Source organism: Streptomyces sp. NPDC047017 (assembly GCF_040644175.1).
In the GTDB taxonomy this organism is placed as follows: domain Bacteria; phylum Actinomycetota; class Actinomycetes; order Streptomycetales; family Streptomycetaceae; genus Streptomyces.
The window spans coordinates 1-23,338 of record NZ_JBEYVW010000027.1; the positions used below are offsets into that span (position 1 = coordinate 1).

The window sequence follows — 23,338 nt, forward strand, 5'->3', positions numbered from 1 at the left end:
GCCCCACCGCGGCCGGAGCCGCGAACTGATCAGCCGCCACCGCGCCGGCCAACGGCTGCCGCTCCTGCGCCTCCGCCACCACCGGAGCCGCGGCCGGGTCGATCGGTGCCTGCTCGCCCTCGGCCGCCTGCGCGAGGCCGCCCCGGGTGCGCAGCGGCACCTCCTTGATGAACAGCGTGATCACGAAGGCGACCGCCGCCAGGCAGCCGGCGATCAGGAAGACGTCGGCGATGCCGTGCCCGTAGGCGCTCTCCACGACCGTGCGCAGCGGGGCCGGGAGCTTGGCGAGGTCCGGGATGGTGCCGCTGGAGCCGGAAGCGCCCATGGCGGCCTGGTACTTCGGGTCGAGGCCGGCCAGGCCGTCCTGGACGTAGTCGGTGATCCGGCGGGCCAGCACCGCGCCGAGCGCGGAGACGCCCACCGCGCCGCCGAGGGAACGGAAGAAGGTGACCGTGGAGCTGGCCGAGCCGAGGTCGCTCGGGTCGACCTGGTTCTGCGTGCACAGCACGAGGTTCTGCATCATCATGCCGATGCCGAGGCCCAGCAGCGCCATGAAGATCGCCATCTGCCAGTACGCCGTGTCGTACCGGATGGTGCCCAGCAGGCCGAGACCGGCCGTCACCAGGACGCCACCGCTGACCAGCCACGCCTTCCAGCGGCCGGTACGGGTGATGAACTGGCCGGAGACGGTCGAGGAGATGAACAGGCCGCCGATCATCGGGATCGTCATGACACCCGACATGGTCGGGGTCCTGCCCCGGGCCAGCTGGAAGAACTGGCTGAAGAAGACCGTGCCGGTGAACATCGCGACACCGACGAACAGCGAGGCCAGCGAGGCCAGCGTGATCGTGCGGTTGCGGAACAGCCGCAGCGGGATGATCGGCTCGGCGGCCTTCGCCTCGACCAGCGCGAACAGCAGGCCGAGGACGATCGAGCCGCCGACCATGAGCGCGGTCTGCCAGGACAGCCAGTCGTACTTGTCACCGGCGAAGGTGACCCAGATCAGCAGCAGCGAGACGGCCGCGGCGATCAGGGTGGCGCCGCCCCAGTCGACCTTCACGTCCCGCTTCACGACGGGCAGGTGCAGGGTCTTCTGCAGGACGATCAGCGCGATGATCGCGAACGGCACGCCGACGTAGAAGCACCAGCGCCAGCCCAGCCACGAGGTGTCGGTGATGACACCGCCGAGCAGCGGGCCGCCGACGGTGGCGACGGCGAAGGTGGCGCCGAGGTAGCCGGAGTAACGCCCGCGCTCACGCGGGGAGATCATCGCGGCCATGACGATCTGCGCCAGGGCGGACAGGCCGCCGACGCCGACGCCCTGCACCACGCGGCAGACGATCAGCATGCCGGGGTTCTGCGAGAGACCGGCCGCCATCGACGCCACGACGTAGATGATCAGGGCTATCTGGACGAGCGCCTTCTTGCTGTACAGGTCGGCGAGCTTGCCCCACAGGGGAGTGGCCGCGGTCATCGACAGCAGGGCGGCGGTGACGACCCAGGTGTAGGCGGACTGGCCGCCGCCCAGGTCGCCGATGATGTGCGGCAGCGCGTTGGAGACGATCGTGGACGACAGGATCGCCACGAACATGCCGAGCAGCAGCCCGGAGAGGGCCTCCATGATCTGCCGGTGCGTCATCGGAGCGCCGTCCGGGGACGCGCCCCCGTGCTTGGCGTGAGCCCGTACACCGGCTGGTGTGGTCGTTGCCATGGGCTTCCTTTGCTTAGGTGCTTGCGGGTGTACGGGTGGTCTCGTGGACTACGGGTGCGGGTGCGGGTGCGGGGGCGCGGACCGGAGCGGACCGGCAGTCGCCGAAGCTGTCGCGCAGCCGGGTCATCAGCCGGATCAGCTGGCCGACCTCGTCGTCGCTCCAGTCGCTCAGCCGTTCGGCGAGCAGCCGCGAGCTGCGCCGGGAGAGGTCGTCGAGCCGGTCGAGGCCCGCGGGCGTCAGGCGCAGGATGCGCGAGCGCTTGTCCGCCGGGTCCGGCAGCCGGTCGATCCAGCCGCGCGCGGCGACGTGCGCCACGTGCCGGCTGGTGACGGAGATGTCCACCGCGAGCAGCTCGGCGAGCTTGCTCATGCGCATGTCACCGTGGCGGCCGAGCAGGGTCAGCACGGCGGCGGAGCCGGCCGGGCAGTCGGCCGGCAGGATCCGGCCCAGGTCCCGTTTCACGGCACCGACGGCGCTGAGCTGGCGTGCCAGCTCCTCGTACTGCGCCTGCTCGGCCATCGCATCTCCCGTAATCGTTGCTTGGGGCAACCATACATACGGTTGGTTGCTACAGGCAAACAAACAGGGGGGCGGCAGGGCAAAAACTTGGCAAAGGCAAGTATTGCAGACGTAAATCCGCAGGTGGCGGAGGTGGACACACGTGCGACCGCCACGGGCGGGTGGCCGACGGGATTCCGCACGGCCAACCGGACAAACCGGCCCCCCACTTGGGCAGCGGCCCGCCTCTTCGCTAGGGTCTCGGCCCATGGCTAACACCCAGGGCCCCCAGGGCAACTACGACCCCGCCGGCAGCACCCAGATGTTCCGCGCGTTCGTCGACGAGGCGGCCCCGCAGCAGGCTCAGCAGCAGCAGACGTCCTCCGGCCCGCGCATCGGCCTGATCGTCGGCGTCGTCGTCGCCGTGGTCGTCGTCGCGGCCATCGCCTGGCTCGCGCTCAAGTAGGTCCGCCCGCCGGGACGCGACGCACGACGGCCGCCGGACCGCGACACACGACGGCCGCCGACACGCCTGCACGGCGCGTCGGCGGCCGATGAGTCATGGCCCGCCCGGAGGTCGGGAGGTCCGGTCCGGTCCGGTTCAGTCCCGCCCGGCCCGGTCCGGTTCAGTCGGAGATGAGCCCGTCCCGCAGCTGGGCCAGGGTCCGGGTCAGCAGCCGGGAGACGTGCATCTGCGAGATGCCCACCTCCTCGCCGATCTGCGACTGCGTCATGTTGGCGAAGAAGCGCAGCATGATGATCCGCCGCTCCCGGGGCGGCAGCTTGGCCAGCAGGGGCTTGAGCGACTCCCGGTACTCCACGCCCTCCAGCGCCGTGTCCTCGTAGCCGAGGCGGTCCGCCAGGGAGCCCTCGCCGCCGTCGTCCTCGGGGGCCGGCGAGTCGAGCGAGGAGGCGGTGTACGCGTTGCCGACCGCGAGGCCGTCGACGACGTCCTCCTCGGACACCCCGAGCACGGCGGCCAGTTCGCCCACGGTCGGGGACCGGTCCAGCTTCTGCGACAGCTCGTCGCTGGCCTTGGTCAGCGCCAGCCGCAGCTCCTGGAGCCGCCGGGGCACCCGGACCGACCACGAGGTGTCGCGGAAGAAGCGCTTGATCTCGCCGACCACCGTCGGCATCGCGAAGGTCGGGAACTCCACGCCGCGTTCGCAGTCGAAGCGGTCGATCGCCTTGATCAGGCCGATGGTGCCGACCTGGACGATGTCCTCCATCGGCTCGTTGCGCGAGCGGAAGCGGGCGGCCGCGTAGCGGACCAGGGGGAGGTTCAGCTCGATCAGGGTGTCCCGGACGTACGCACGCTCGGGGCTGTCCTCGTCGAGCACGGCGAGCCGCAGGAACAGGGAGCGGGACAGCGTGCGGGTGTCGATGACTTCCGGGGCCTCGAACGTCGGGGTCTCGAACGCCGTGGGCGGAGCCGCGACGGCCGGAAGGGCCGTCACGTCGTCGAGGGCGTCGATCGGTTCGAGCGCCGGGGAAGGCGCCTCGCCCTTGATGAGCGTCAACACCTCGGAGCTGCCCTGTTCTGCGGACATGCCACCCCCTCTGGGTCGCGGGACGGTCGTGGCCGGCCCTCTGACGAGGAGAGCTCAGCCTTCACCTGAATACCGGAGCCGAAGCCACGGCAAACGCGCTTCCCGCAGAATGTCACATGTCGGCAACACGCTGTAGTGACAAGTCGACATCGGATTCGTGAATCAGCCCTGGCGGAAAGGGGTCTGACGGTCTTTCGGGCCGCACGGGCCGGAATACGTGCTGGTGAGCGATTCGCTCGGGACGGTTACGCCTCGATCCTGTTTGCGGATCGCAGCCGCTGGAAGCTACGCGCGAGTAGTCGCGAGACATGCATCTGGGAGACCCCGAGTTCCGCACTGATCTGCGACTGGGTGAGATTGCTGTAGTAGCGCAGCAGCAGGATTCTCTGCTCGCGTTCGGGGAGCTGGACGAGGAGATGGCGGACCAGATCGCGGTGCTCGACGCCGTCGAGGGCCGGGTCCTCGTAGCCGAGCCGGTCGAGCAGCCCGGGCAGCCCGTCGCCCTCCTGGGCCGCCTCCAGCGAGGTCGCGTGGTACGACCGCCCGGCCTCGATGCAGGACAGCACCTCGTCCTCGGTGATGCGCAGCCGCTCGGCGATCTCGGCGGTCGAGGGGGACCGGCCGAAGGCGGTCGTCAGGTCCTCGGTGGCGCTGTTGACCTGCACCCACAGCTCGTGCAGCCGGCGCGGGACGTGGACGGTGCGGACGTTGTCGCGGAAGTAGCGCTTGATCTCGCCGACGACCGTGGGCATCGCGAAGGTCGGGAACTGGACGCCCCGGTCCGGGTCGAAGCGGTCGATGGCGTTGATGAGCCCGATCGTGCCGACCTGGACGACGTCCTCCATGGGCTCGTTGCGGGAGCGGAAGCGGGCGGCCGCGTACCGTACGAGGGGGAGGTTCGCCTCGATGAGCGCCCCGCGCACGCGGGCGTGTTCCGGGCTGCCCGGTTCGAGCCCCTTCAGCTGGGTGAAGAGCACCTGGGTGAGGGCCCGGGTGTCGGCGCCACGGCGCTTCTCGGGGGTCTGGGCGGGGGCAGGGGCGGCGGCCGGGGCCGGGGCCGGGGCGGGAGCTTCCTCCTGGGGCGGCGCAGTACTGGCCGACACGGTCAACGCCACCTCTTCGTCGATCCACTCATCCGTCAAAAGCGGTCATAGCATCACAAGACATGCGCTAAGTGTTCAAGCACCGCATATGCACGTGTTGAGGGATGAATTTGGGCATAGAGCATGAGAAGGCCCCGCACCGTTCCGGTGCGGGGCCGACCGTGCGACCGTGCGTCCTGACGCGGACGGAGGGTTCTAGAACTCGTAGTCCGCGATCACCCAGGTGGCGAACTCGCGCCACAGTGCCACGCCCGCCTGGTGGGCCGGGTGCTCCAGGTAGCGCTTGAGGGCGTCGGTGTCCTCGACCGCCGAGTTGATCGCGTAGTCGTGGGCGATGGGCCGGTCGCTGATGTTCCAGCCGCACTCCCAGAAGCGCAGCTCGTCGATCTGGCCGCCGAGGGCGCGGAAGGCCCGTACGCCCTCCTCGACACGCGGGTCGTCGCGGCCGACGCCTTCGTTGAGCTTGAAGAGGACCAGGTGGCGGATCATCACTTACCTCCGTTGGCCGCCCACGTCATGAAGTCGCCGATGGCCTTGGCAGCGTTCGATATGCCCTCGAACCCTATCTGGACGTAGTCGGCGGCCTTGGCCGGGTCGGTGATGATGAGGTACAGCACGAAGACCACGAGCACGTAGACGACGAGCTTCTTGGCGTTCATCGCCATCGCGGTCTCCCCCTGACGCTGGTTGCCCTGCCGCGGCTCACGATGATCGCACGAAGGGCCCCGTCCACCGGACGGGGCCCTTCATCGGCGGTAGCGGAGGGATTTGAACCCTCGGTGACTTGCGCCACACTCGCTTTCGAGGCGAGCTCCTTCGGCCGCTCGGACACGCTACCGAGGGAGACCTTACAACACCGGGGGCCGTGGTCCGAAATCCGTTTCCCGGCCGCGGGCGACGGGTCAGCGGGTGCGGAAGAACTCGGTGAGGACCCCGGCGCACTCCCCGGCCAGCACGCCTTCGATCACCTCGGGCCGGTGGTTGAGCCGCCGGTCCCGTACGACGTCCCAGAGCGACCCGGCGGCGCCCGCCTTCTCGTCCCGGGCGCCGTAGACCACCCGGTCCAGCCGGGAGAGCACGATCGCCCCCGCGCACATCGTGCACGGCTCCAGGGTGACGACCAGGGTGCAGCCGGACAGCCGCCACCGCCCGGTCCGTTCGGCGGCCCGCCGGATGGCGAGGACCTCCGCGTGGGCGGTCGGGTCGCCGGTGGCCTCGCGTTCGTTGTGCGCGGCGGCGAGCACGGTGCTGCCGTCGGCGGCCAGCACGACCGCGCCGACCGGGACGTCCCCGCCCCGGACGGCCCCGCCGGCCTGCTCCAGGGCGAGCCGCATCGCGTCCCGCCAGCGGTCCCGCACCGGGTCGGCCGGACCGGCCGGTCCGCAGGGACCGGCCGGGTGCCGCGTGCCGTCGGGCGGGTGACGCTTGTCGTCGTGCGGGTGTCGCGTGCCGTCGGGCGGGGTCAGCGGACGGTCTCCAGGACCTCCGAGGCGCCCAGGGCCTCGGCGATGGCGTTCAGCGCGTCGTCCGCGTCCAGGGCGCGCAGCTCCTTCTCGCTGACGCCCAGGTCGTCGAGGATCTCGCCGTCGCCCAGCGGGCTGTGCGTGATGGCGTCGGCGGAACCGGCCTCGTCCCCGTCGTCCCCGTCGTCCCCGGCCGAGGAGGGCTCGCCGTCCTCCGTGCCGTCGAGGTCGAGGGAGTCCAGGTCGGGGCCGTCGTCACCGGGCTCCCGGCCGAGCAGTTCGTCGGTGAGCAGGATCTCGCCGTACGAACTGCGCGCGGCCGCGGCGGCGTCCGAGACGTAGATGCGAGGGTCGTCCTCGCCGTCCACGCGGACGACACCGAACCACGCGTCCTCCTGCTCGATGAGGACGAGCACGGTGTCGTCCTCGGACGCGCTCTCCCGGGCCAGGTCGGCAAGGTCGGACAGCGTCTCCACATCGTCGAGCTCCGTGTCGCTCGCTTCCCACCCGTCTTCGGTGCGCGCGAGCAGTGCGGCGAAGTACACCGTGACTCTCCCACTGGTCATAGGCGTGCCGGTTGGGGGTCCCCCCGGCGGAGGTTCAGGGCGGGAAGAGCTGGGCTCCGAGCCCCACCCACTCGGAATCGTGGCAGAAACAAGGCGTTCTGGGGATGTCTTCGGCTCCCTGTGTCCGGCTGTTTCGCCGCACGTCGGTAAAGGAGCCACCAGCGCACTCGTTGCCACCACCTGCGGATCGTACGCGGCTTTGCCCGGCGGCCACGCACGGCCGCCTCGGAACGTCGGCACGGGTTTCGCGCGGTGGCCCTCCGCTTTCGCGCGGTGGCCCTCCGCCGGGCGGGTCCGGGGCGGGGCCCGGGCGGGACCGGCGGGCGGTTCGCGCGACCGCCGGAACCCGCCCCGGTGCTGCCGGCCGCTACCAGCGGAAGGTGCGCATGCGCATCGCGTGCCGCAGCCGGGCGGCCTTGGCACGGCGGGGCTGGACCCGGTCGCGCAGTTCGCGGGCCTCGGCGAGGTCGCGCAGGAACTGGGCGCGGCGCCGGCGGCGCTCGGTACCGGCGTCCGCGGGCTCCGCGTCCCGCACGGGCGCCGCCGCGGTCCCTATGGGCTCGCGCGGGGTCCTCATGGGCTCGCGCGTGTCCGCCGTCCGCGGCCGGCGGCGCGGCGACGGGTCGTTGCGGTTCTGCCGGTCAGGCATCGGTTCACCACCCCAGTCCGTCCCTCCCGCCTTCCCCCGGCCGGCGGGTTTGATGCCACGGCGGTGCCGGCGGCGGCGGGTACGGGAGGCGCGGACGGGGGGCAGGTGGCGGGCGGGCGGGGGCGTACGGCGCCCGGTTACTGTTGACGCATGCGTCTCCATGTCGTCGACCACCCCCTGGTCGCTCACAAGCTCACCACGCTGCGCGACCGCCGCACCGACTCCGCCACCTTCCGCCGGCTCGCCGACGAGCTGGTCACCCTGCTCGCCTACGAGGCGACCCGGGACGTGCGCACCGAGCAGGTCGACATCCACACGCCGGTCGCCCAGACCACCGGCGTCAAGCTCGCCCGGCCGCGGCCGCTGGTGGTGCCGATCCTGCGGGCCGGGCTCGGCATGCTGGACGGCATGGTGCGCCTGCTGCCGACCGCCGAGGTGGGCTTCCTGGGCATGATCCGCAACGAGGAGACGCTGCAGGCCTCGACGTACGCCACGCGCATGCCGGAGGACCTCTCCGGCCGTCAGGTGTACGTCCTGGACCCGATGCTCGCCACCGGCGGCACGCTGGTCGCCGCGATCCAGGAGCTGATCCGGCGCGGCGCCGACGACGTGACCGCGGTGGTGCTGCTGGCCGCCCCCGAGGGCGTGGCCGTGATGGAACGCGACCTGGCGGGCGCCCCGGTGACCGTCGTGACGGCCTCGGTCGACGAACGCCTCGACGAGCACGGCTACATCGTCCCGGGTCTCGGCGACGCGGGGGACCGGATGTACGGGGCGGCGGAGTAGTTCCGCGGCGGCCGTACCGTCCGTACCGGCCGCGCCGGCCGCCGCGGAACTCCGGCCGCCCGTAGGCCCACCGGACGTGCGGTACGCCCTCCTGACGCCCAGGGGGAAGAACGTGAACGTACGGGTGACCGGGCGAGCGGCCTGATCCCCGCTCCGCGAGGACCGCGCTCAGCAGCCCTTCCCCGGCGCCGGCGCTGTCGGCCGGGGTGTCTTCAGCGCGGCCAGTGCCTTCGTGGCGGCCGGCTGGGTGGCCAGTTGCTTGAAGCCGTCGCCGATGATCAGGTCCACGTCGGCGCCCTTGCGGGTGTCCGTGCGGTGCTCGGCGCCCGGGAGCTGCGTGGCGAGCACCGGCAGCGAGGTGTCGAGGGCGGCGGCGGGGCCGAGGAGCAGCCCGGCGCCCTTGACCTTCTTGTCGTACTCCTTGGGCGCGTTGCCCACCTGGCCGATGCGGAAGCCGCGCTTCTTCAGTTCGTCGGCGGTCTGCTTGGCGAGTCCGCCGCGGGGCGTGGCGTTGAGGACGTTGACGGTGATCGTGCCCGGCTCGGGCAGCGCGCGGCCGGTGGCGGCCGGGGCGGGGCCCGACCTGACCGCCGTGCCGGCCGCGCAGTGCGTCCCGGCGCCGGCCACGCTCGCCTTCTTGCCGCCGGTGAAGACGTCGATGAGCTGCAGCGTTCCCCAGCCGATCACCCCGAGCGCCACGACGGAGGCGGCGACCGCGAGCACGAGCCGGGCGTGCCGCCGGGGCCTGCGCATCCGCGGGTATCGGTTCCCGGTGATCCGGTACTTCCCGCCCATGCCGGGGGGAGTCAGCATGCTCATGGGCGCAGCGTAGTGCGCCCCGCAGGTGATTCCTATCGGATGATCATCAGACGGGGCCCAGCAGAACCCGAAAGGCTCAGTCCAGTTCGAGCACGCGTGCGTGCAGCACCTGGCGCTGCTGCAGCGCCGCGCGTACCGCCCGGTGCAGCCCGTCCTCCAGGTACAGGTCGCCCTGCCACTTCACGACGTGCGCGAAGAGGTCGCCGTAGAAGGTCGAGTCCTCCGCGAGCAGGGTCTCCAGATCGAGCTGCTGCTTGGTGGTGACGAGCTGATCGAGGCGGACCGGGCGCGGCGCGACGTCCGCCCACTGCCGGGTGCTTTCCCGGCCGTGGTCGGGGTACGGCCGGCCGTTTCCGATGCGCTTGAAGATCACACGGAAAGCCTACCGGCCCAGAGGTTCCGGGCGCAGCCTCGGCACCGCAGTGCGACGCTGGAATTGCTGTGGCAAACCCGGGCGAATCGGGAACAGTGGCTGAACGGGGGCTGGAGAACAGGGGCTGGAGACGAGCGAGAGCGGAAGCGGGAGCGGGACCGCGTCCGGGGGCCCGGCGGACGGCCCGGCCCTCGCGCCCGAGGCCCGGCGGATCGCCTCCGCGTACGCCTTCGCCGGGCCCGCCCTCGTTCTGGGTGCCCTCCTGTGGGACGGCCACTGCCCGCCGCAGGCGCGGGCCCGGGTCGCCTTCACTCCCGACGACCAGTAAGGCACTGCGGGCCACGGTACGGGCCTTCCCGGACTCGGCGTACGACCTGGGGGAGGTCCTGACCGGACTCGGCATCGGGGAGGCGGTGGTGAGGGTGCTCGGCGAGAGCGGCGCCCCCACCCCGGTCGCGGCCACCCGCCTGCGGGCCCCCGACTCCCTGATGGGCCCTGCCGACGGCGCGTTGCTGGACCACGCGGTGCAGGGGTCGCCCTTGTACGGCCGTTATGCACAGGCTGTGGACCGCGAGTCGGCGTACGAGAAGCTGACGGCCGAGCGGGAGGAACGGGAGGTACGGGAGGTACGGGAGACCCGTGAGGTACGGGAGGCCCGGGCGGAGCCCTCGATCGTCGAACAGGTCGTCGGCAGCGGGGTGTTCCGTGCCCTGGCCCGGTCCGCGGGCACCCAGCTCGGCAAGGAGATCACCCGGTCCCTCTTCGGCACGGCCCGCAGATGGCGGTGAGCCGGCCCACTGCGTACGGCGGCGGGCGTACGGCGGTGGGCGGGGCGGCGGTGCTGCGCCGGGCGCCGGGGAGGAGCCGGGCGCCGTCCGCGCAACGGCGCCCGGCTGCGCGACGGGCGATCGGCCGCCCCCGTCCCTCACACCGTGCGCGGCACCTGCCGGGCGTGCCCGCGGATGCGGAAGGCGGTGACGATCTCCATGACGCCGACCACGACCAGCCACCAGCCGCCGATCAGGGTGAGCACGGCGACCGAGGTCAGCGGTGAGTCGATCAGGACGATCCCGGCGATGAAGGTGAGGACGCCGAGGAAGATCTGCCAGCCGCGCGCGGGTGCCGTGCGGTCGTGGATCGCGGCGATCGTCTGCGTGATCCCGCGGATCAGCCAGCCGATGCCGATCCACAGCGCGAGCAGCAGGATCGACTGCATGGCGCCGCGGAAGCAGAACAGGCCCAGCACGATGGACAGGGCCCCGCTCACGAAGGCCAGCACCCGCAGCGAGGTGGCCTTGTGCGTGCCGAAGGCGGACACCAGCTGGAGCACGCCGCTGACCACGAGGTAGACACCGAAGAGGATGCCCGCGGCCAGCAGCGAGGCGCCCGGCCAGAGCAGCACGAGGACGCCCAGGACCAGGGCGGCGGCACCGGTGGCGAGGACGGCCTGCCAGGCGGCCCGGGAGAGGAAGTGCAGGGGCCCTTCCAGCGGCGGCTCGTGGGCCGTGCCGTACGGGTCCCGGTCGGATCGCGGTGGCGGTGGCTGGGGCGTGTGCGGGGCCCGTGGGTCGCGGGCGCCGTGGACATGGTGGTCGTCGTACCCCGGCCCGCCTGGGCCGCTGCTCGGTGGCTCGGTCATGGTCCATGCTGGGATCGGACGCGCGCGGGCCGCCACCGCCGAGGGCCGTTCGGCTGACCGGCACAGGCGCGGCCCCGGTCACCTCTCCCGGAGGGAGCCTCACTCCCCGGCGGATTCGGAGGGCTCGGCGGCTCCGGTGGGCTCGGCGGCCCCGCCGGACTTGGCCGACTTGTTCGCCCTGTCTGTCTTGTCTGTCTTGTCTGTCTTGGCCGCGGCCTTCATCTCCTGCTTGTGCGCCCGCACCTTGGTCGGGGACTCGGGTCCGGTGATGTCGGCGACGGACCGGAAGGACTCCGGTTCGCCGTACGCCCCGGCGGCCTGCCGCCACCCCTCGGGGCGTACGCCGAGCTGCTTGCCGAGCAGCGCGAGGAAGAGAGGAAGATCTGTGCCTTCGGCTTGCCGAACCCGGGCAGCTCCTCCAGCCGCCGCAGCAGTTCCTGCCCGCTGCCCGCTGCCCGCTGCCCGCTGCCCGCTGCCCGCTGCCCGCCAGACCGCCTCGGGATCGCCTTCGTCGTGCTCGACGAGGTAGTGGCACAGCTCCTGGATCCTCCCCCAAGCTCTTTAGGGGCAGGGGGGACCCCCGTGGCCCCGATGATCGCCCGCGGGGCGGCGGCACGCAGCCGACGCGGCCGGGCGGGTTGCGCGACGAGCGGGAAGTAAGGTTAGCCTTACCTAAACAAGGAGGGTGGGACTGTGACCGCCGAGACCTACCGCGACCCCTGGGGCGTGCCGCACCTGCGGACCGGCGACGTCCTCGAACTCGCCCGCGCCCAGGGCCGGGTCACCGCCCTGGACCGCGCCTGGCAGCTGGAGGTCGAACGGCACCGGTCGCAGGGCACCTCGGCGTCCTTCCTCGGGCCCACCGTCCTCGCCTGGGACGTCTTCGCCCGGCGCGCCCGCCTCGACGACACCGCCCGCCGCTGCTTCACGGCCCTGGAGCGCCGGGACCCGGAGACGGCGGCCTGGGTGCGGGCGTACACCGAAGGCGTCAACGACTCCCTCGCGCAGGGCGCCGCGCGCGCCCCCGAGTTCACCCGGACCGGACTCGCCCCCGGCCGCTGGGAGCCCTGGCACCCGTTCGGGATCTGGCTCGGCGCGCACATCCTCTTCGCCGGCTTCCCGGCCAAGCTCTGGCGCGAGCAGGCCGTACGCCGTCTCGGACCCGGGGCCGTCGCCCTGTTCGCCACCGACGGCCCCGGCACCTCCGGCAGCAACGGCTGGCTGATCGGCGGTGCGCGCACGGTCACCGGGCACGCCCTGCTCGCCGGCGACCCGCACCGCTTCGTCGAGGACCCCGGCGTCTACCAGCAGATCCGCCTGGCCTGCCCGGAGTTCGACGTCGTCGGCCTCGCCGTCCCCGGAGTCCCCGGCATCGCCCACTTCGGCCACACCGGCACGGTCGCCTGGGCCATCACCAACGCCATGGCCGACTACCAGGACCTCTACCGGGAGCGGCTGCGCAGGACCGGCGCCGGCGTCGAGGCGCTCGGCCCCGACGGGACCTGGCGGCGCGCCACCCGGCACACGGAGACCATCGAGGTCGCGGGCGAGGAACCCGCCGAGATCGAGATCATCGAGACCGACCGGGGCCCGGTGATCGCGGGCGGCCCGGAGGGACTGGACGGCGTCCCCGACTCCGGCCCCGGGCCGGAGATCCAGGGCGTACGTGGCACTCATGACGTACGTGGCACTCATGACGTACGTGACACTCATGACGTACGTGACACTCATGCTGCCCGTGACGCCCGTGCTGTCCGTGACGTCCCCGATGCGCGTGCCGCCCACGGCACTCATGGCACTCATGGCACTCATGGCCCCCAAGGCACCCCCGGCGCCCCAAGCACCCCCGACGCCGACGCCCCCGGCATCCCGGTGGCGCTCAGCCTCCGCTGCCCGCCCCGGGTCACCGACGACCTCGGCTTCGGCGCCCTGCTGCCGCTGCTGCGCGCCCGCCGGGTCGCCGACGTCGACCGCGCGTTCGACGCCTGGGCCGAGCCGGTGAACGTCGTGCTGGCCGCCGACACCGAGGGCGGCACCCTGCACCGGGTCGCGGGCCGGGTCCCGCTGCGCGCCCCGGCCAACCGGGTGCGTCCGGTGCCCGCCTGGGAGCCCGGCCACGCCTGGCAGGGCTGGCACGAGCCGCCCCGCGCCGGACTGACCGACGGCGTCGCGGTGATGGCCAACCAGCGCGGCCCCTCCGCCCCGCTCGGCGTCGAGTTCGCCCCGCCGCACCGCGCCGACCGCATCCGCGCCCTCCTCGCCGAACGCGCCGCCTGGTCCGCCGCCGACATGCCCGCCGTCCACCGGGACACCCACCTCGCCTCCGCCGCGCCGCTGCTGGACCGGGTGGCCGCCCTGGACGGCCTGACCGGGGAGGCGGCCGCCCTGCGCGACCGCCTGCTGCGCTGGGACCGCCGGATGGACGCGGACAGCGTGGACGCGGGCGCGTACGCGGCCCTGCGCACGGCCGTCGTCCACCGCCTCGCCGCCCACCCGGTGTTCGCCCCGCTCGCCGAACCGCCCGCCTACCCGGAGGTGTTCGGGCCCTGGCTCGCCCTCGTCCCGCGCATCGGCCACGCCCTGGAACACCTCCTCGCCGCGCGGGACCTGTACGGCATCGACCGCCCGGCGCTCGTGCGCGCCGCCCTGGAGGAGGCGGCCGGCCGCCCGGCCGCGCCCTGGGGCACCCGGCACCGCCTCGCCCCCTGGCGGGCCCTGCCCGCGACCGGCACGCCGCAGGAACGGGCGGACGACGAACCCGCCCTGTCCGGCGACCACGACTGCGTGCTGTGCACCTCCTCCGTACCCGGGCTGACCGACCGCGCCGCCCGCGGTTCCGTGGCGCGCTACGTCTGGGACCTGGCCCGCAGGGAGGACAGCCGCTGGGTGGTGCCGTTCGGCGCGGACGGCGTCCCCGGCGCGCCCCACCACCGCGACCAGCTGCCCCTGTGGACCGCGGGCACCCTCGCCCCGGTCGTCACCGACTGGGACCTTCTGGAGAAGGAGACCGACCTCTGATGCCCGCCACCCCGCACGCCGCCGCCCGCACGTCCGCTGCCGCGCGCGAAGCCGTCCACGAGCAGACCGTCGACGGCTACGGCACCGTCCGCGTCCTGCCGCTCGACCCGTACGCCGACGCCGCCACGGTCCACCGCTGGGTGAGCGAGGAACGCGCCGCCTTCTGGGGCATGACCGGGCTGACGGAACGCCAGGTCGCCGAGGTCTACGCCCACCTGGCTACGCTCACCACCCACCACGCCTTCCTGGTGCTCAGGGACGGCTCCCCGGCCGCGCTGCTCCAGACGTACGAGCCGGAGGCCGACCGGGTGAGCGCCTGCTACCCGGTCCGCCCCGGCGACATCGGCCTCCACCTGCTGCTCGCCCCGCCAGGACCCGGCGGCCGGCGGCCCGGCTGGACTTCGGCGCTGCTGCGCGCCCTGCTGACGTACGTCCTGCTGGGCATGGACCGGCGACGGGTCGTGGTCGACCCCGACGCGCGCAACACCAAGGCCCTGGCCCGCTTCCTGCGGGAGGGCTTCCAACAGGGACCGGCCGTCGTCCTGCCCGAGATCGACCTCCCCGACGTCTACCTGCCCCAGAAACACGCCCGCCTGGCCTTCCTCCCACGCGAGACGGCCTTCCCGCACGCCTCCTGACGGCCGCGCTCGCACCCGGATTCCCTCTCGGGTGAGCGCCGCGCCGCCTGCGTCCGTACGTGTATCCGTGGGCCGGTGGGCCGGTGGGCCGGTGAGGCGAGTGCCGAGGCGGAGGAGCGACGTGACCCGAGGGCGGTGGTGCGCGGGACGCGAGGGGCGCCGAGGGCTGCTGCCGCGGCCGGTGCTGCTGGGCGCGCTGCTGGTGCTCGCGCTCCTCGGCGGCGCCGGACCCGCCTCGGCGCACGCCGCCCTGCGGGCCACCGACCCCGCCGACGGGAGCGTCCTCACGGCGGCCCCTCGCACGGTCACGCTGACCTTCACGGAGTCCGTCGCGCTGCTCGACGGCTCGTTGCGCCTGTTCGGCCCCGACGGCCGCCGCCTGCGCACGGGCGAGGCCGCTCACGCGCCCGGCCGCGCGGACACGGCCCGCGTCGCGTTCCCGGCCGGGGCGGGCCGGGGCACGTTCACCGTGGCGTGGCGGGTGGTGTCCGCGGACGGCCACCCGGTCTCCGGCGCCCTCACCTTCTCCGTGGGACGACCGACCGCCGCACCGGCCGTCCCCGGCACCGGCCCGACCGAGGACCCGGTGACCGCCGCCCTGTACGCGCTCGCCCGCTACGCCGCGTACGGCGCCGCCGCCCTGCTCATCGGCACGGCGGCGTTCGTCCTGCTGTGCCGTCCACCGCACGGCGCGGGCCCGCCGCGCGGCCCGCTGGCCGCGGGCTGGTGGGGCCTGCTGGCGGCCACGGCCGTCCTGCTGGTGCTGCGCGCACCCTACGAGGCGGGCACGGGCCCGGCGACGGCCCTCTCCCGCGCCGCACTCGCCCACACCCTGACCGGCCGCCCGGGCCTGGCCCTGCTGACCCGGCTGGCCCTGCTCGCACCGGTCGCCGCCTTCCTCACCCACGTCCTACGCCTCTCCCGGCGCGGCCTGGCGGACCCCTTGGGCCACCTGGACCACCCGAACCACCAGCACCGACCGGACCTCCCGGACCTCCCGGACCACCGGGACCACCCGAACCACCAGCACCGACCGGACCTCCCGGACCACCGGGACCACCCGGGCCACCCGAACCACCGGGACCACCGGGACCACCGGGACCACCGGGACCACCGGGACCACCGGGACCACCAGGACCACCGGGACCACCCGGGCCACCAGGACCGACCGGGCCACCAGGACCGACCGGAAGCCGGCGAGCCCGGCGCGGACCGTCCCTCCCCCGCAGTCCTGGCCACGGCCGCCGCGCTGGCCCTCGCCCTGGCTCTGACCTGGGCCGCGTCCGACCACGCCGCGGCCGGCCTCCAGGTCCCGCTCGCGATGACGTCCTCGGTCCTGCACCTGCTCGCGATGGCGGTGTGGCTGGGCGGCCTGACGGCGTTGCTGTCGACACTGCGGCGGGCGGCACCGGCCCCGGCGGCGACGGTGGCCCGCTTCTCGCGGATCGCCTTCCTCGCCGTCACCGTCCTCGTGATCACCGGCACCTACCAGTCCTGGCGCGGCCTCGGCTCCTGGGCCGGGCTCACCGACACCGCGTACGGCAGGCTGCTCCTGGCCAAACTGGCCGCGGTGGCACTGCTGCTGGCCGCCGCGGGACGCTCACGGCACTGGACGGCACGACTCCTCGCGACGGAGGGGACGGACACGGCGACGACGGTGACCGTCCGGCCGGTGACCCCCGCGCGGACGCTCCGCGCACGGACCCCGGCCCCGGTCGGCGGCCCCCCACGCCCCGCACCACCACCGGCGCCACCCGAGGCCAGGTCCGAGCCCGACGCGGAGGCAGAGGCAGAGCCGGAAGCGGAGACAGAGGCAGAGCCGGAAGCGGAGGCAGTGGCAGAGCCGGAGTCGGCGGCCGCGCCGCAGGCCCCCCGGCCGCCCGCCCCCGACCCCCGCCACCGTGGACTGCGCCGCTCCGTCCTCACCGAGGCCGCCGTGGGCGTCGTGGTCCTGGTGGTGACCACGGTGCTGACCGGCACCGCGCCGGGCCGGGCCGTCGCCGAAGGGTCCCAGGCGGCGCCCGCGGCGGGGGTGCCGGGCGCCGCCGTCACGACCGTCCCGTTCGACACCGGCGCGCCGGGCGGCCGGGGCAGCGTGCAGATCACCCTGGAACCGGGACGCGTCGGCCAGAACGCGGTGGAGGCTGTGGTGTTCGGCCCCGACGGCGGCCTGTCCACCGTCCCCGGACTCCGCCTGGCCCTGACCCTGCCGGACCGGGGGATCGGCCCGCTCGACGCCCGGCTCACCGACCGGGGCGGCTACTGGGGGACCGACTCCCTCACCCTCCCGATGCCCGGCACCTGGACCGCGAAGGTGACCGTACGGGTGTCGGACCTCGACCAGGCGAGCGCGACGAAGCCCCTACGGGTGCTGCCCTAGGAGCCATTACGGGTACTGCCCCAGCAGCCGCTACGGGCGCTGCCCCAGGCGACCGGAGGAGCCCTGGGAGCCCTGGGAAGAGGAGGACCCCCCGTCGAGCAGCGCGCGCATCCGCTCGGCGGCGCCGACCGCCGCGGCGCCGCAGCAGTTGTTGAACAGCACGTGCACCCGCGCGGCCCGCCCGGCCAGCGCGCGCAACCGCGGTACCCACTCGGCGAGTTCCGCGTCGGCGTAGTCGTACCGGAACCGGTCCTCCTTGCTCCCGGTCCCCCATGCCGTGCTGCGCCCGTGGAACCGGACGACGGACAGCCGGGGCGAGGTGACCGCGGTGACCGGCGGTATGGAGGAGGGCAGTTGCTGCGCCATGTCCACGGCGACGGCGGCGAAGTCGTACCGGCGCAGCAGCGCGGCCGTCGCGGCGGCCTGTCCCTCCCGCCACCACGCGGGGTGGCGGAACTCCACCGAGACGGGCCACTTGGCCGCGGTGGCGCGCTCGGCGCAGTCGGCGAGGAACGCCTCGGCGCGGGCGCCCGGCCGGAACCAGGGCGGGAACTGGAACAGCACACCGCCCAGCCGTCCGCCGCGGCGCAGGGGCTCGATCCCCTCGGCGAAGCGTTCCCACACCGCGTCCAGCAGCCCGGGATCGCGGGGATCGCCGCGCAGTTCCTCCGGCAGCGCGGCAGACCGGGCCGGATGCCCGGTGAGCAGCGAGAACGCCTTCACGTCGAAGACGAACCCGTCCGGTGTCCGCTCCACCCAGAGCCGGCTGTTGCGCGCGCTGGGAAGGCCGTAGTACGTCGAGTCGACCTCGACGACCGGCAGCAGGGCGGCGTAGTGCCGCAGCCGCCCCTCCGCGTCCCGCGACCCCACCGGGTACCACCCGCTGCGCACCAGCAGGGGGTCCGTCCACGAACACGCACCGACCAGGATCTCGCCCATGACGGGCGGTTGCCCCGTGGGATGGAATGCAAGTCACAAGTCATCCGGTTGGGCCACTCGGGGACCTTTTGTTTCAGTTCCGTGACCTTGCATATTCCGTCGAGTTATTCGTGTGTCGCACCGCCGGGCCACGGAGAAGAACATGTGGAATATCACCCTTTGGATGCTGATCGCGTCCGCATCGGCCTGCACTGTGGGATCGATTCTCCTCCCGCCCTATCAGTGCAGACTCTGGCGGGTCGACGCCGAGGAATTGCGCCGCCGCCGGCACATGGACATGGTGCTGCAGAACAACACCCGTCCGCTCGCGGGTGACGCTCTCCCCGAGGATTCGTCGCCCGACGCCCATCTCGTCGGCTGAACGGATGATGCATCCGATCGCACAATACAGACCCGAACGGGGAATTCCTTCACCCGTTTGCCGCGCATCTGGGGAAGACGGGTGGCGTTAGGTGGGACATGACTAAGGCATCCAGGGAAGGGTACTTGGGTCTGCTCGTGGGCCGCGAGCGCGAGGACGCGAGTACGGAAGTGGCCAAGGGCACCCTGACCAGAGGCGGTCCCCCGGTCCCCCGTCAGGTGACCGAGGAACTGCTGCGGGATTTCCTGGACGAGATGAGCGCCCTCGAAGCCGACCTGGCCCGCCGTTGGGTCGGCGCGGGCGGCCGGTCCGTGTTCGCCCGGTCCGAATAGCCGGGCCCGCCATGTATGACGAGCGTATCGACCGACGCGCGGGCTATTCCGCCGATTATCTCCAGCCGGCCCAGGACCCCTTCGAAGGGTCCGTCCCCGGCACCGGCCGGCACCGGGCCCCGACCCAGTTCTTCTCCGGCCCCCTGATCCCGCCGGACTCGGCATGGGACCCCGCCGAGGAACTGGCCTTCATGCTCCAGGACGCCATGGTGGAGCAGCAGCGGACGGAATTCACCGAATTCCCGGCCACCCGGCACCCCGAGGACCCGGAAACAATTCCTCCCGTCGAAAGCGCGACGGCACCCACACCCGAGCCACCCGACGAAAACCCGAACACCTCGAACACCCCGAACACCTCCTTGGAAAAACTCCAGGAAATCACGGCGGAACTCCCCCCTCTGCGGGACGCCGCCCGGGGCCACCGGAAAGTACGGGAACGAAAGCGGCCGAACGGAATCCGCGCCGCGAGTCATCTGATCGCCGCGCTGGCCGCGGTGACGGCCTCCTCGGTGAGCTTCTTCGGCGGGATGGTCGCCTACGACCCGCTGCGCATCGTGGCGGTGGCCCGGATTCAGGGCAGCGTCGCGTCCTGGTGGCCGCTGCTGGTGTACGGCCCCTGGCTGGTGGCGTCGCTGTCGGTACTGCGCGCGGCCCTGCACCAGCGGCGCGCCGTCCACTCCTGGTGCGTGGTGCTGCTCTTCTCCTCGATCGCGATGCTGCTGTGCGTCATCCAGGCGCCCAAGACGGTCATCGACGTGTCGGCGGCCGCCCTGCCGGGCCTGGCCTCCCTGGCCTGCTTCCAGCAACTCGTACGCCAGATCACCCTGACCCGCCCGCCCCGCCGCCCCTTCCCCCGCCACCGCCTGCACCGGCCGACACCGCCCGACCCGGCCGCCGAGGAGCCGGCGCCCGTGACGACGCCCCCGGCACCGGCGACCACGGCGCCGCCCCGGTGAGCCGGAGAAGTCGCTGAAGATCGGCGCATATCAGTGATGGTCGGTGAAGGACGCTGAAGAGGAGCCGGACCGCGACGCACGGTCCGGCTCCCTGGCGTACGCCCGGTGACAAGTGGTCCCTGCCCTCTGAGAACCGACCGGCCAGGAAGCGGACCCACCCCTGCGGCGGCGTACGACGAACACGGCACCCGCGCCTCCGGCGCCCGCCTTGCCGGGCTCGCCCTCGGAGTCCTTCACCTTGCCGGGCGTGCTGCCGGGGGAGAGGACCGTGACGTCCAGTTGGGCGATGTCGTCGAGCTTCGGTCGGCGGTGCCGAGGTCGAGGCTGACGTCCGTCTCCATCACCTTGACCTTGGACACGTTGGTCACGCGGTAGGTGAAGCCGTGCCGGCCGGACCCGGCGACGAGCAGAACGTCGGGCGCGTGTACGTAGGGGACGGCTCGGTGCCCGGCGTCGCGGGCGCAGAGGCGGTAGGACGACCGGCCAGGGGACTGTGGCACCGCGGCGCGCCCCCGTGATGTGCCTCACGGCGAACGTCTGCGGACCGTGACGGGGCCCGGCGCCACGGCAAGGACCACGGCAAGGGGCATGACAAAGACCGAGACAAAGACTTCCCGGAATATGACGAAGGCCCGGACCGTCGCAACGGTCCGGGCCTTCAGCCGGCGGAGGATACGAGATTCGAACTCGTGAGGGGTTGCCCCCAACACGCTTTCCAAGCGTGCGCCCTAGGCCTCTAGGCGAATCCTCCGCTGGAGACATTACATGACGCGAGGGAGTGCTCGCGAACTCGTTCCCGGGGGCCTGGATCAGGTACTCTTTGCGCAGCCCCTCACGCGGCGCTATCTGACTGAACTCCCCCAGGGCCGGAAGGCAGCAAGGGTAGGTCGGCTCTGGCGGGTGCGTGGGGGGCGCTCTCGTTCGTGGGCCGGTCCGGTTGTCAGTGGGCGCCTATAACCTCGTATGCGTGTCGTCTCTCGCGCTGTACCGCCGCTACCGCCCGGAGTCCTTCGCCGAGGTCATCGGGCAGGAGCATGTCACCGACCCGCTGCAGCAGGCGCTGCGGAACAACCGGGTCAATCACGCGTACCTGTTCAGTGGTCCGCGCGGATGCGGCAAGACGACCAGCGCGCGGATCCTCGCCCGCTGCCTGAACTGCGAGAACGGACCGACGCCCACCCCCTGCGGTGAGTGCGACTCGTGTCGCGACCTGGCGCGCAACGGCCCGGGCTCCATCGACGTCATCGAGATCGACGCCGCGTCCCACGGTGGCGTGGACGACGCCCGTGACCTGCGCGAGAAGGCGTTCTTCGGGCCCGCCCGCAGCCGGTACAAGATCTACATCATCGACGAGGCCCACATGGTCACGTCGGCCGGCTTCAACGCGCTGCTCAAGGTGGTCGAGGAGCCGCCGGAGCATCTGAAGTTCATCTTCGCGACCACCGAGCCCGAGAAGGTCATCGGGACGATCCGTTCGCGGACCCATCACTACCCCTTCCGGCTGGTTCCGCCGGGCACCCTGCGGGAGTACCTCGGCGAGGTGTGCGGGCGCGAGGACATCCCCGTCGCACACGGCGTGCTCCCGCTGGTGGTGCGGGCCGGCGCCGGCTCCGTGCGTGACTCCATGTCCGTCATGGACCAGCTCCTCGCCGGCGCGGGCGAGGACGGCGTGACCTACGCCATGGCCACCTCGCTCCTCGGCTACACCGACGGCTCGCTGCTCGACTCCGTCGTCGAGGCGTTCTCCTCCGGGGACGGCTCCGGCGCCTTCGAGGTCGTCGACCGCATCATCGAGGGCGGCAACGACCCCCGGCGCTTCGTGGCGGACCTGCTGGAGCGGCTGCGGGACCTCGTGATCCTGGCCGCCGTGCCGGACGCGGCCGAGAAGGGGCTCATCGACGCCCCCGCCGACGTCATCGAGCGGATGCAGGCCCAGGCCCGTTCCTTCGGCGCCGCCGAGCTGAGCCGCGCCGCCGACCTCGTCAACGAGGGCCTGACCGAGATGCGCGGCGCCACCTCGCCCCGCCTCCAGCTCGAACTCATCTGCGCCCGCGTCCTGCTGCCCGCCGCGTACGGCGACGAGCGGTCCGTGATGGCCCGCCTCGACCGCATCGAGCGCGGCGTGAGCTTCAGCACGGGGGCCGGGACCCCCGCGATGGGATACGTGCCCGGACCCGAGGCACACCCGGCGGCAGCCGGTGGCGGGGCTCCCGCGCAGCCGCAGTCGCAGTCGCAGTCGCAGCCCCAGCCGGTGCCGCCCGGCGGCGGCCCCGCGGCGGCGCGGGCGGCGGTGCGGGGGCCGGGGGCGGCGCCTGGTTCGGCGGGTGCGTCCAGTGTTCCCGGTGTTCCCGGTGTTCCGGCGGGTGCGTCCGGTGCTTCTGGTGCCCCGGCCTCCGGTGGTTCGGGGGCTACCAGTGCCTCCGGTGCGTCTGCCGGTGCTGCGTCCGGTGCGCCCGGGGCTCCGGTGGGGTCCGGGGCTCCGGTGGGGTCCGGTGGGGCGGCGGCGGGATCAGGAGACTTCCCGGGTGCGGGTGGCGAGGGCGGCCCGGGGGCCGGTCACGGCGCCGCACCCGCCGCACCGGCCGGTGACGGTTCCCCGGAGCAGCCGTCCGCGCCCGCCGCGCCGCCGGCCCCGCCCGCTCAGTCCGCGCCCGCCGCCTCCGCGCCCGGTGCCTGGCCCACCGCGGCAGGCGCCGGCAGCGGTGGCAGGCGGCCCGGCGGCTGGCCCACGGCGTCGGCCGCGGGCGGGGGCCGGCCGCCGGCCGCGCCGACGGACCCGTCGGCGGGCCCTGCCGCGGCCGCCGCGGCGCCCGCGCCCGCCGCCCATGCCGCCCCCGCCGCTCCCCCTCCCGCCCCGGCCTCCGGCGGGCTCGACCCGCGTACCTTGTGGCCCAACATCCTGGAGGCGGTGAAGAACCGCCGCCGCTTCACCTGGATCCTGCTCAGCCAGAACGCCCAGGTCGCGGGCTTCGACGGCACCACCCTCCAGATCGCCTTCGTCAACTCCGGCGCTCGCGACAACTTCTCCGGCAGCGGCAGCGAGGACGTACTGCGGCAGGCGCTGGCCGAGCAGTTCAACGTCCAGTGGAAGATCGAGGCGATCGTCGACCCCACCGGAGGCGGCGCCTCCGCGCCCTCGCCCGCCGGCGGCTACGGCGGTGGTGGCGGCTACGGCTCCGGAGGCACCGGCGGATACGGCGGCGGCGTACCGGCCGCGCAGCGATCGGCCGCAGCCCCGACCGCCGCCCCGGCGCCCGCGCCCACCGCTTCCCCGGCCCGGCCGCCGCAGGCAGCGGGCGGACCGGGCGCGGGTCCCACGGGACGGTCCGCGGGACCGGCGCAGGCCCGGCCCTCCGCCGCCGCCCGTCCGGCCGCCCCGGCGCCCGTCGCCCCCGAGGACGACATCCCCGAGGACGACGACCCCGACCTCAACGAGTCGGCCCTGTCCGGCCACGACCTGATCGTGCGGGAACTGGGCGCGACGGTGGTGGACGAGTACCCGACGGAGTGAACGGAGGGGTCAAGCCACGGAGCGGAGCGGCGGCACCCGTACGTC

Annotated in this window: 23 protein-coding genes, 2 tRNA genes, 1 other RNA gene and 2 pseudogenes; 11 read left to right on the forward strand and 17 right to left on the reverse strand. The window is 73.3% G+C overall.

Annotation, left to right across the window (positions count from 1 at the left end):
* The coding region (locus tag ABZ858_RS33535) for an MDR family MFS transporter (RefSeq protein WP_361387467.1) at positions 1-1,711 on the reverse strand (1,711 nt) is incomplete at its 3' end.
* A gap of 13 nt (positions 1,712-1,724) precedes the next feature.
* On the reverse strand, positions 1,725-2,231 hold the full coding sequence (locus tag ABZ858_RS33540) for a MarR family transcriptional regulator (RefSeq protein WP_361387470.1): 507 nt from the start codon (positions 2,229-2,231) through the stop codon (positions 1,725-1,727).
* A gap of 247 nt (positions 2,232-2,478) precedes the next feature.
* On the opposite strand from ABZ858_RS33540, the gene ABZ858_RS33545 reads away from it, so the two are divergent.
* The gene (locus ABZ858_RS33545) at positions 2,479-2,676 is read left to right on the forward strand and encodes a hypothetical protein (protein ID WP_361387472.1); all 198 of its coding nucleotides are present in this window, start codon (positions 2,479-2,481) and stop codon (positions 2,674-2,676) included.
* 160 nt (positions 2,677-2,836) lie between these two features.
* On the opposite strand, the gene ABZ858_RS33550 is transcribed toward ABZ858_RS33545, so the two are convergent.
* The 8 genes from ABZ858_RS33550 to ABZ858_RS33585 all read right to left on the reverse strand — a co-directional run bounded on the left by ABZ858_RS33550 (position 2,837) and on the right by ABZ858_RS33585 (position 7,469).
* Positions 2,837-3,760: an RNA polymerase sigma factor SigF gene (locus ABZ858_RS33550; RefSeq protein ID WP_361387474.1), complete on the reverse strand. Its 924-nt coding sequence runs from the start codon at positions 3,758-3,760 to the stop codon at positions 2,837-2,839.
* Between the two features lie 245 nt (positions 3,761-4,005).
* Positions 4,006-4,869 (reverse strand): RNA polymerase sigma factor SigF, encoded by an 864-nt coding sequence (locus tag ABZ858_RS33555; RefSeq protein ID WP_361387631.1) that lies wholly within the window; start codon positions 4,867-4,869, stop codon positions 4,006-4,008.
* 189 nt (positions 4,870-5,058) lie between these two features.
* Positions 5,059-5,352: a Dabb family protein gene (locus ABZ858_RS33560; RefSeq protein WP_361387477.1), complete on the reverse strand. Its 294-nt coding sequence runs from the start codon at positions 5,350-5,352 to the stop codon at positions 5,059-5,061.
* Positions 5,352-5,528 carry a hypothetical protein gene (locus ABZ858_RS33565; protein ID WP_361387480.1) on the reverse strand — a complete coding sequence of 59 codons (177 nt, stop codon included), beginning with the start codon at positions 5,526-5,528 and terminating at the stop codon, positions 5,352-5,354. The genes ABZ858_RS33560 and ABZ858_RS33565 overlap by 1 nt, the downstream gene beginning before the upstream one ends.
* Before the next feature lie 88 nt (positions 5,529-5,616).
* Positions 5,617-5,701 (reverse strand) — tRNA-Ser (locus tag ABZ858_RS33570).
* 64 nt (positions 5,702-5,765) lie between these two features.
* On the reverse strand, positions 5,766-6,197 hold the full coding sequence (gene tadA / locus ABZ858_RS33575) for a tRNA adenosine(34) deaminase TadA (protein ID WP_361387634.1): 432 nt from the start codon (positions 6,195-6,197) through the stop codon (positions 5,766-5,768).
* Positions 6,198-6,325: 128 nt separating this feature from the next.
* Positions 6,326-6,871, reverse strand: coding sequence for a hypothetical protein (locus ABZ858_RS33580; protein ID WP_361387637.1), 546 nt, complete (start codon positions 6,869-6,871; stop codon positions 6,326-6,328).
* A gap of 388 nt (positions 6,872-7,259) precedes the next feature.
* Positions 7,260-7,469: a hypothetical protein gene (locus tag ABZ858_RS33585; protein ID WP_361387640.1), complete on the reverse strand. Its 210-nt coding sequence runs from the start codon at positions 7,467-7,469 to the stop codon at positions 7,260-7,262.
* A gap of 222 nt (positions 7,470-7,691) precedes the next feature.
* Here ABZ858_RS33585 and upp point away from each other — a divergent pair, with 222 nt between their 5' ends.
* Positions 7,692-8,327, forward strand: coding sequence for a uracil phosphoribosyltransferase (gene upp / locus ABZ858_RS33590; RefSeq protein WP_361387483.1), 636 nt, complete (start codon positions 7,692-7,694; stop codon positions 8,325-8,327).
* Between the two features lie 168 nt (positions 8,328-8,495).
* On the opposite strand, the gene ABZ858_RS33595 is transcribed toward upp, so the two are convergent.
* Both ABZ858_RS33595 and ABZ858_RS33600 read right to left on the reverse strand, forming a co-directional pair.
* Positions 8,496-9,122 carry a LytR C-terminal domain-containing protein gene (locus ABZ858_RS33595; protein WP_361387643.1) on the reverse strand — a complete coding sequence of 209 codons (627 nt, stop codon included), beginning with the start codon at positions 9,120-9,122 and terminating at the stop codon, positions 8,496-8,498.
* 100 nt (positions 9,123-9,222) lie between these two features.
* Complete coding sequence (locus ABZ858_RS33600) at positions 9,223-9,519, reverse strand: type II toxin-antitoxin system VapB family antitoxin (RefSeq protein ID WP_004943146.1); 297 nt, start codon at positions 9,517-9,519, stop codon at positions 9,223-9,225.
* 304 nt (positions 9,520-9,823) lie between these two features.
* On the opposite strand from ABZ858_RS33600, the pseudogene ABZ858_RS33605 reads away from it, so the two are divergent.
* Positions 9,824-10,307: pseudogene (locus tag ABZ858_RS33605) on the forward strand (helicase HerA-like domain-containing protein); the annotation flags it as partial.
* A gap of 137 nt (positions 10,308-10,444) precedes the next feature.
* Here ABZ858_RS33605 and ABZ858_RS33610 read toward each other — a convergent pair.
* Both ABZ858_RS33610 and ABZ858_RS33615 read right to left on the reverse strand, forming a co-directional pair.
* Positions 10,445-11,158 (reverse strand): HdeD family acid-resistance protein, encoded by a 714-nt coding sequence (locus tag ABZ858_RS33610; protein WP_361387486.1) that lies wholly within the window; start codon positions 11,156-11,158, stop codon positions 10,445-10,447.
* 99 nt (positions 11,159-11,257) lie between these two features.
* A pseudogene (locus tag ABZ858_RS33615) lies at positions 11,258-11,707 on the reverse strand (HhH-GPD-type base excision DNA repair protein); the annotation flags it as partial.
* A 144-nt stretch (positions 11,708-11,851) separates the two neighbouring features.
* Here ABZ858_RS33615 and ABZ858_RS33620 point away from each other — a divergent pair.
* The 3 genes from ABZ858_RS33620 (at position 11,852) to ABZ858_RS33630 (ending at position 17,194) form a co-directional block, all read left to right on the forward strand.
* Positions 11,852-14,176, forward strand: coding sequence for a penicillin acylase family protein (locus tag ABZ858_RS33620; RefSeq protein WP_361387489.1), 2,325 nt, complete (start codon positions 11,852-11,854; stop codon positions 14,174-14,176).
* Positions 14,176-14,814: a GNAT family N-acetyltransferase gene (locus tag ABZ858_RS33625; RefSeq protein ID WP_361387492.1), complete on the forward strand. Its 639-nt coding sequence runs from the start codon at positions 14,176-14,178 to the stop codon at positions 14,812-14,814. The genes ABZ858_RS33620 and ABZ858_RS33625 overlap by 1 nt, the downstream gene beginning before the upstream one ends.
* Before the next feature lie 121 nt (positions 14,815-14,935).
* Complete coding sequence (locus tag ABZ858_RS33630; protein WP_361387495.1) at positions 14,936-17,194, forward strand: copper resistance protein CopC; 2,259 nt, start codon at positions 14,936-14,938, stop codon at positions 17,192-17,194.
* A gap of 30 nt (positions 17,195-17,224) precedes the next feature.
* On the opposite strand, the gene ABZ858_RS33635 is transcribed toward ABZ858_RS33630, so the two are convergent.
* Complete coding sequence (locus ABZ858_RS33635) at positions 17,225-18,133, reverse strand: DUF72 domain-containing protein (RefSeq protein ID WP_361387498.1); 909 nt, start codon at positions 18,131-18,133, stop codon at positions 17,225-17,227.
* A gap of 163 nt (positions 18,134-18,296) precedes the next feature.
* Between ABZ858_RS33635 and ABZ858_RS33640 the strand changes: the two genes are divergently transcribed.
* From ABZ858_RS33640 to ABZ858_RS33650, 3 genes are all read left to right on the forward strand, one after another.
* Positions 18,297-18,494, forward strand: a complete 198-nt coding sequence (locus tag ABZ858_RS33640; RefSeq protein ID WP_361387501.1) for a hypothetical protein — start codon at positions 18,297-18,299, stop codon at positions 18,492-18,494.
* A gap of 125 nt (positions 18,495-18,619) precedes the next feature.
* A complete protein-coding gene (locus tag ABZ858_RS33645; protein ID WP_361387504.1) occupies positions 18,620-18,826 on the forward strand; it encodes a hypothetical protein in 207 nt (68 codons plus the stop codon).
* 11 nt (positions 18,827-18,837) lie between these two features.
* Positions 18,838-19,782 carry a hypothetical protein gene (locus ABZ858_RS33650; RefSeq protein WP_361387507.1) on the forward strand — a complete coding sequence of 315 codons (945 nt, stop codon included), beginning with the start codon at positions 18,838-18,840 and terminating at the stop codon, positions 19,780-19,782.
* Between the two features lie 233 nt (positions 19,783-20,015).
* Here the strand turns inward: ABZ858_RS33650 and ABZ858_RS33655 are convergent, their stop codons facing one another.
* Positions 20,016-20,282, reverse strand: a complete 267-nt coding sequence (locus ABZ858_RS33655) for a hypothetical protein (protein ID WP_361387510.1) — start codon at positions 20,280-20,282, stop codon at positions 20,016-20,018.
* A gap of 166 nt (positions 20,283-20,448) precedes the next feature.
* Positions 20,449-20,533: transfer RNA gene (locus ABZ858_RS33660), tRNA-Ser, on the reverse strand.
* A gap of 72 nt (positions 20,534-20,605) precedes the next feature.
* Between ABZ858_RS33660 and ffs the strand changes: the two genes are divergently transcribed.
* An RNA gene (gene ffs / locus ABZ858_RS33665) (signal recognition particle sRNA small type) lies at positions 20,606-20,704 on the forward strand.
* A 45-nt stretch (positions 20,705-20,749) separates the two neighbouring features.
* Positions 20,750-23,293, forward strand: coding sequence for a DNA polymerase III subunit gamma and tau (locus ABZ858_RS33670; RefSeq protein WP_361387513.1), 2,544 nt, complete (start codon positions 20,750-20,752; stop codon positions 23,291-23,293).
* Positions 23,294-23,338: the final 45 nt, after the last annotated feature.

What these genes read in the sequence shown, in the direction of transcription:
- ABZ858_RS33640 (WP_361387501.1), top strand. Translation starts at nt 18,297, where the DNA reads ATGCTGATCGCGTCCGCATCGGCCTGCACTGTGGGATCGATTCTCCTC.
- ABZ858_RS33545 (WP_361387472.1), top strand. Translation starts at nt 2,479, where the DNA reads ATGGCTAACACCCAGGGCCCCCAGGGCAACTACGACCCCGCCGGCAGC.
- ABZ858_RS33565 (WP_361387480.1), bottom strand. Translation starts at nt 5,528, where the DNA reads ATGGCGATGAACGCCAAGAAGCTCGTCGTCTACGTGCTCGTGGTCTTC.
- ABZ858_RS33625 (WP_361387492.1), top strand. Translation starts at nt 14,176, where the DNA reads ATGCCCGCCACCCCGCACGCCGCCGCCCGCACGTCCGCTGCCGCGCGC.
- ABZ858_RS33560 (WP_361387477.1), bottom strand. Translation starts at nt 5,352, where the DNA reads ATGATCCGCCACCTGGTCCTCTTCAAGCTCAACGAAGGCGTCGGCCGC.
- ABZ858_RS33650 (WP_361387507.1), top strand. Translation starts at nt 18,838, where the DNA reads ATGTATGACGAGCGTATCGACCGACGCGCGGGCTATTCCGCCGATTAT.
- ABZ858_RS33635 (WP_361387498.1), bottom strand. Translation starts at nt 18,133, where the DNA reads ATGGGCGAGATCCTGGTCGGTGCGTGTTCGTGGACGGACCCCCTGCTG.
- ABZ858_RS33595 (WP_361387643.1), bottom strand. Translation starts at nt 9,122, where the DNA reads ATGGGCGGGAAGTACCGGATCACCGGGAACCGATACCCGCGGATGCGC.
- ABZ858_RS33610 (WP_361387486.1), bottom strand. Translation starts at nt 11,158, where the DNA reads ATGACCGAGCCACCGAGCAGCGGCCCAGGCGGGCCGGGGTACGACGAC.
- upp (WP_361387483.1), top strand. Translation starts at nt 7,692, where the DNA reads ATGCGTCTCCATGTCGTCGACCACCCCCTGGTCGCTCACAAGCTCACC.
- tadA (WP_361387634.1), bottom strand. Translation starts at nt 6,197, where the DNA reads ATGCGGCTCGCCCTGGAGCAGGCCGGCGGGGCCGTCCGGGGCGGGGAC.
- ABZ858_RS33550 (WP_361387474.1), bottom strand. Translation starts at nt 3,760, where the DNA reads ATGTCCGCAGAACAGGGCAGCTCCGAGGTGTTGACGCTCATCAAGGGC.
- ABZ858_RS33585 (WP_361387640.1), bottom strand. Translation starts at nt 7,469, where the DNA reads ATGAGGACCCCGCGCGAGCCCATAGGGACCGCGGCGGCGCCCGTGCGG.
- ABZ858_RS33540 (WP_361387470.1), bottom strand. Translation starts at nt 2,231, where the DNA reads ATGGCCGAGCAGGCGCAGTACGAGGAGCTGGCACGCCAGCTCAGCGCC.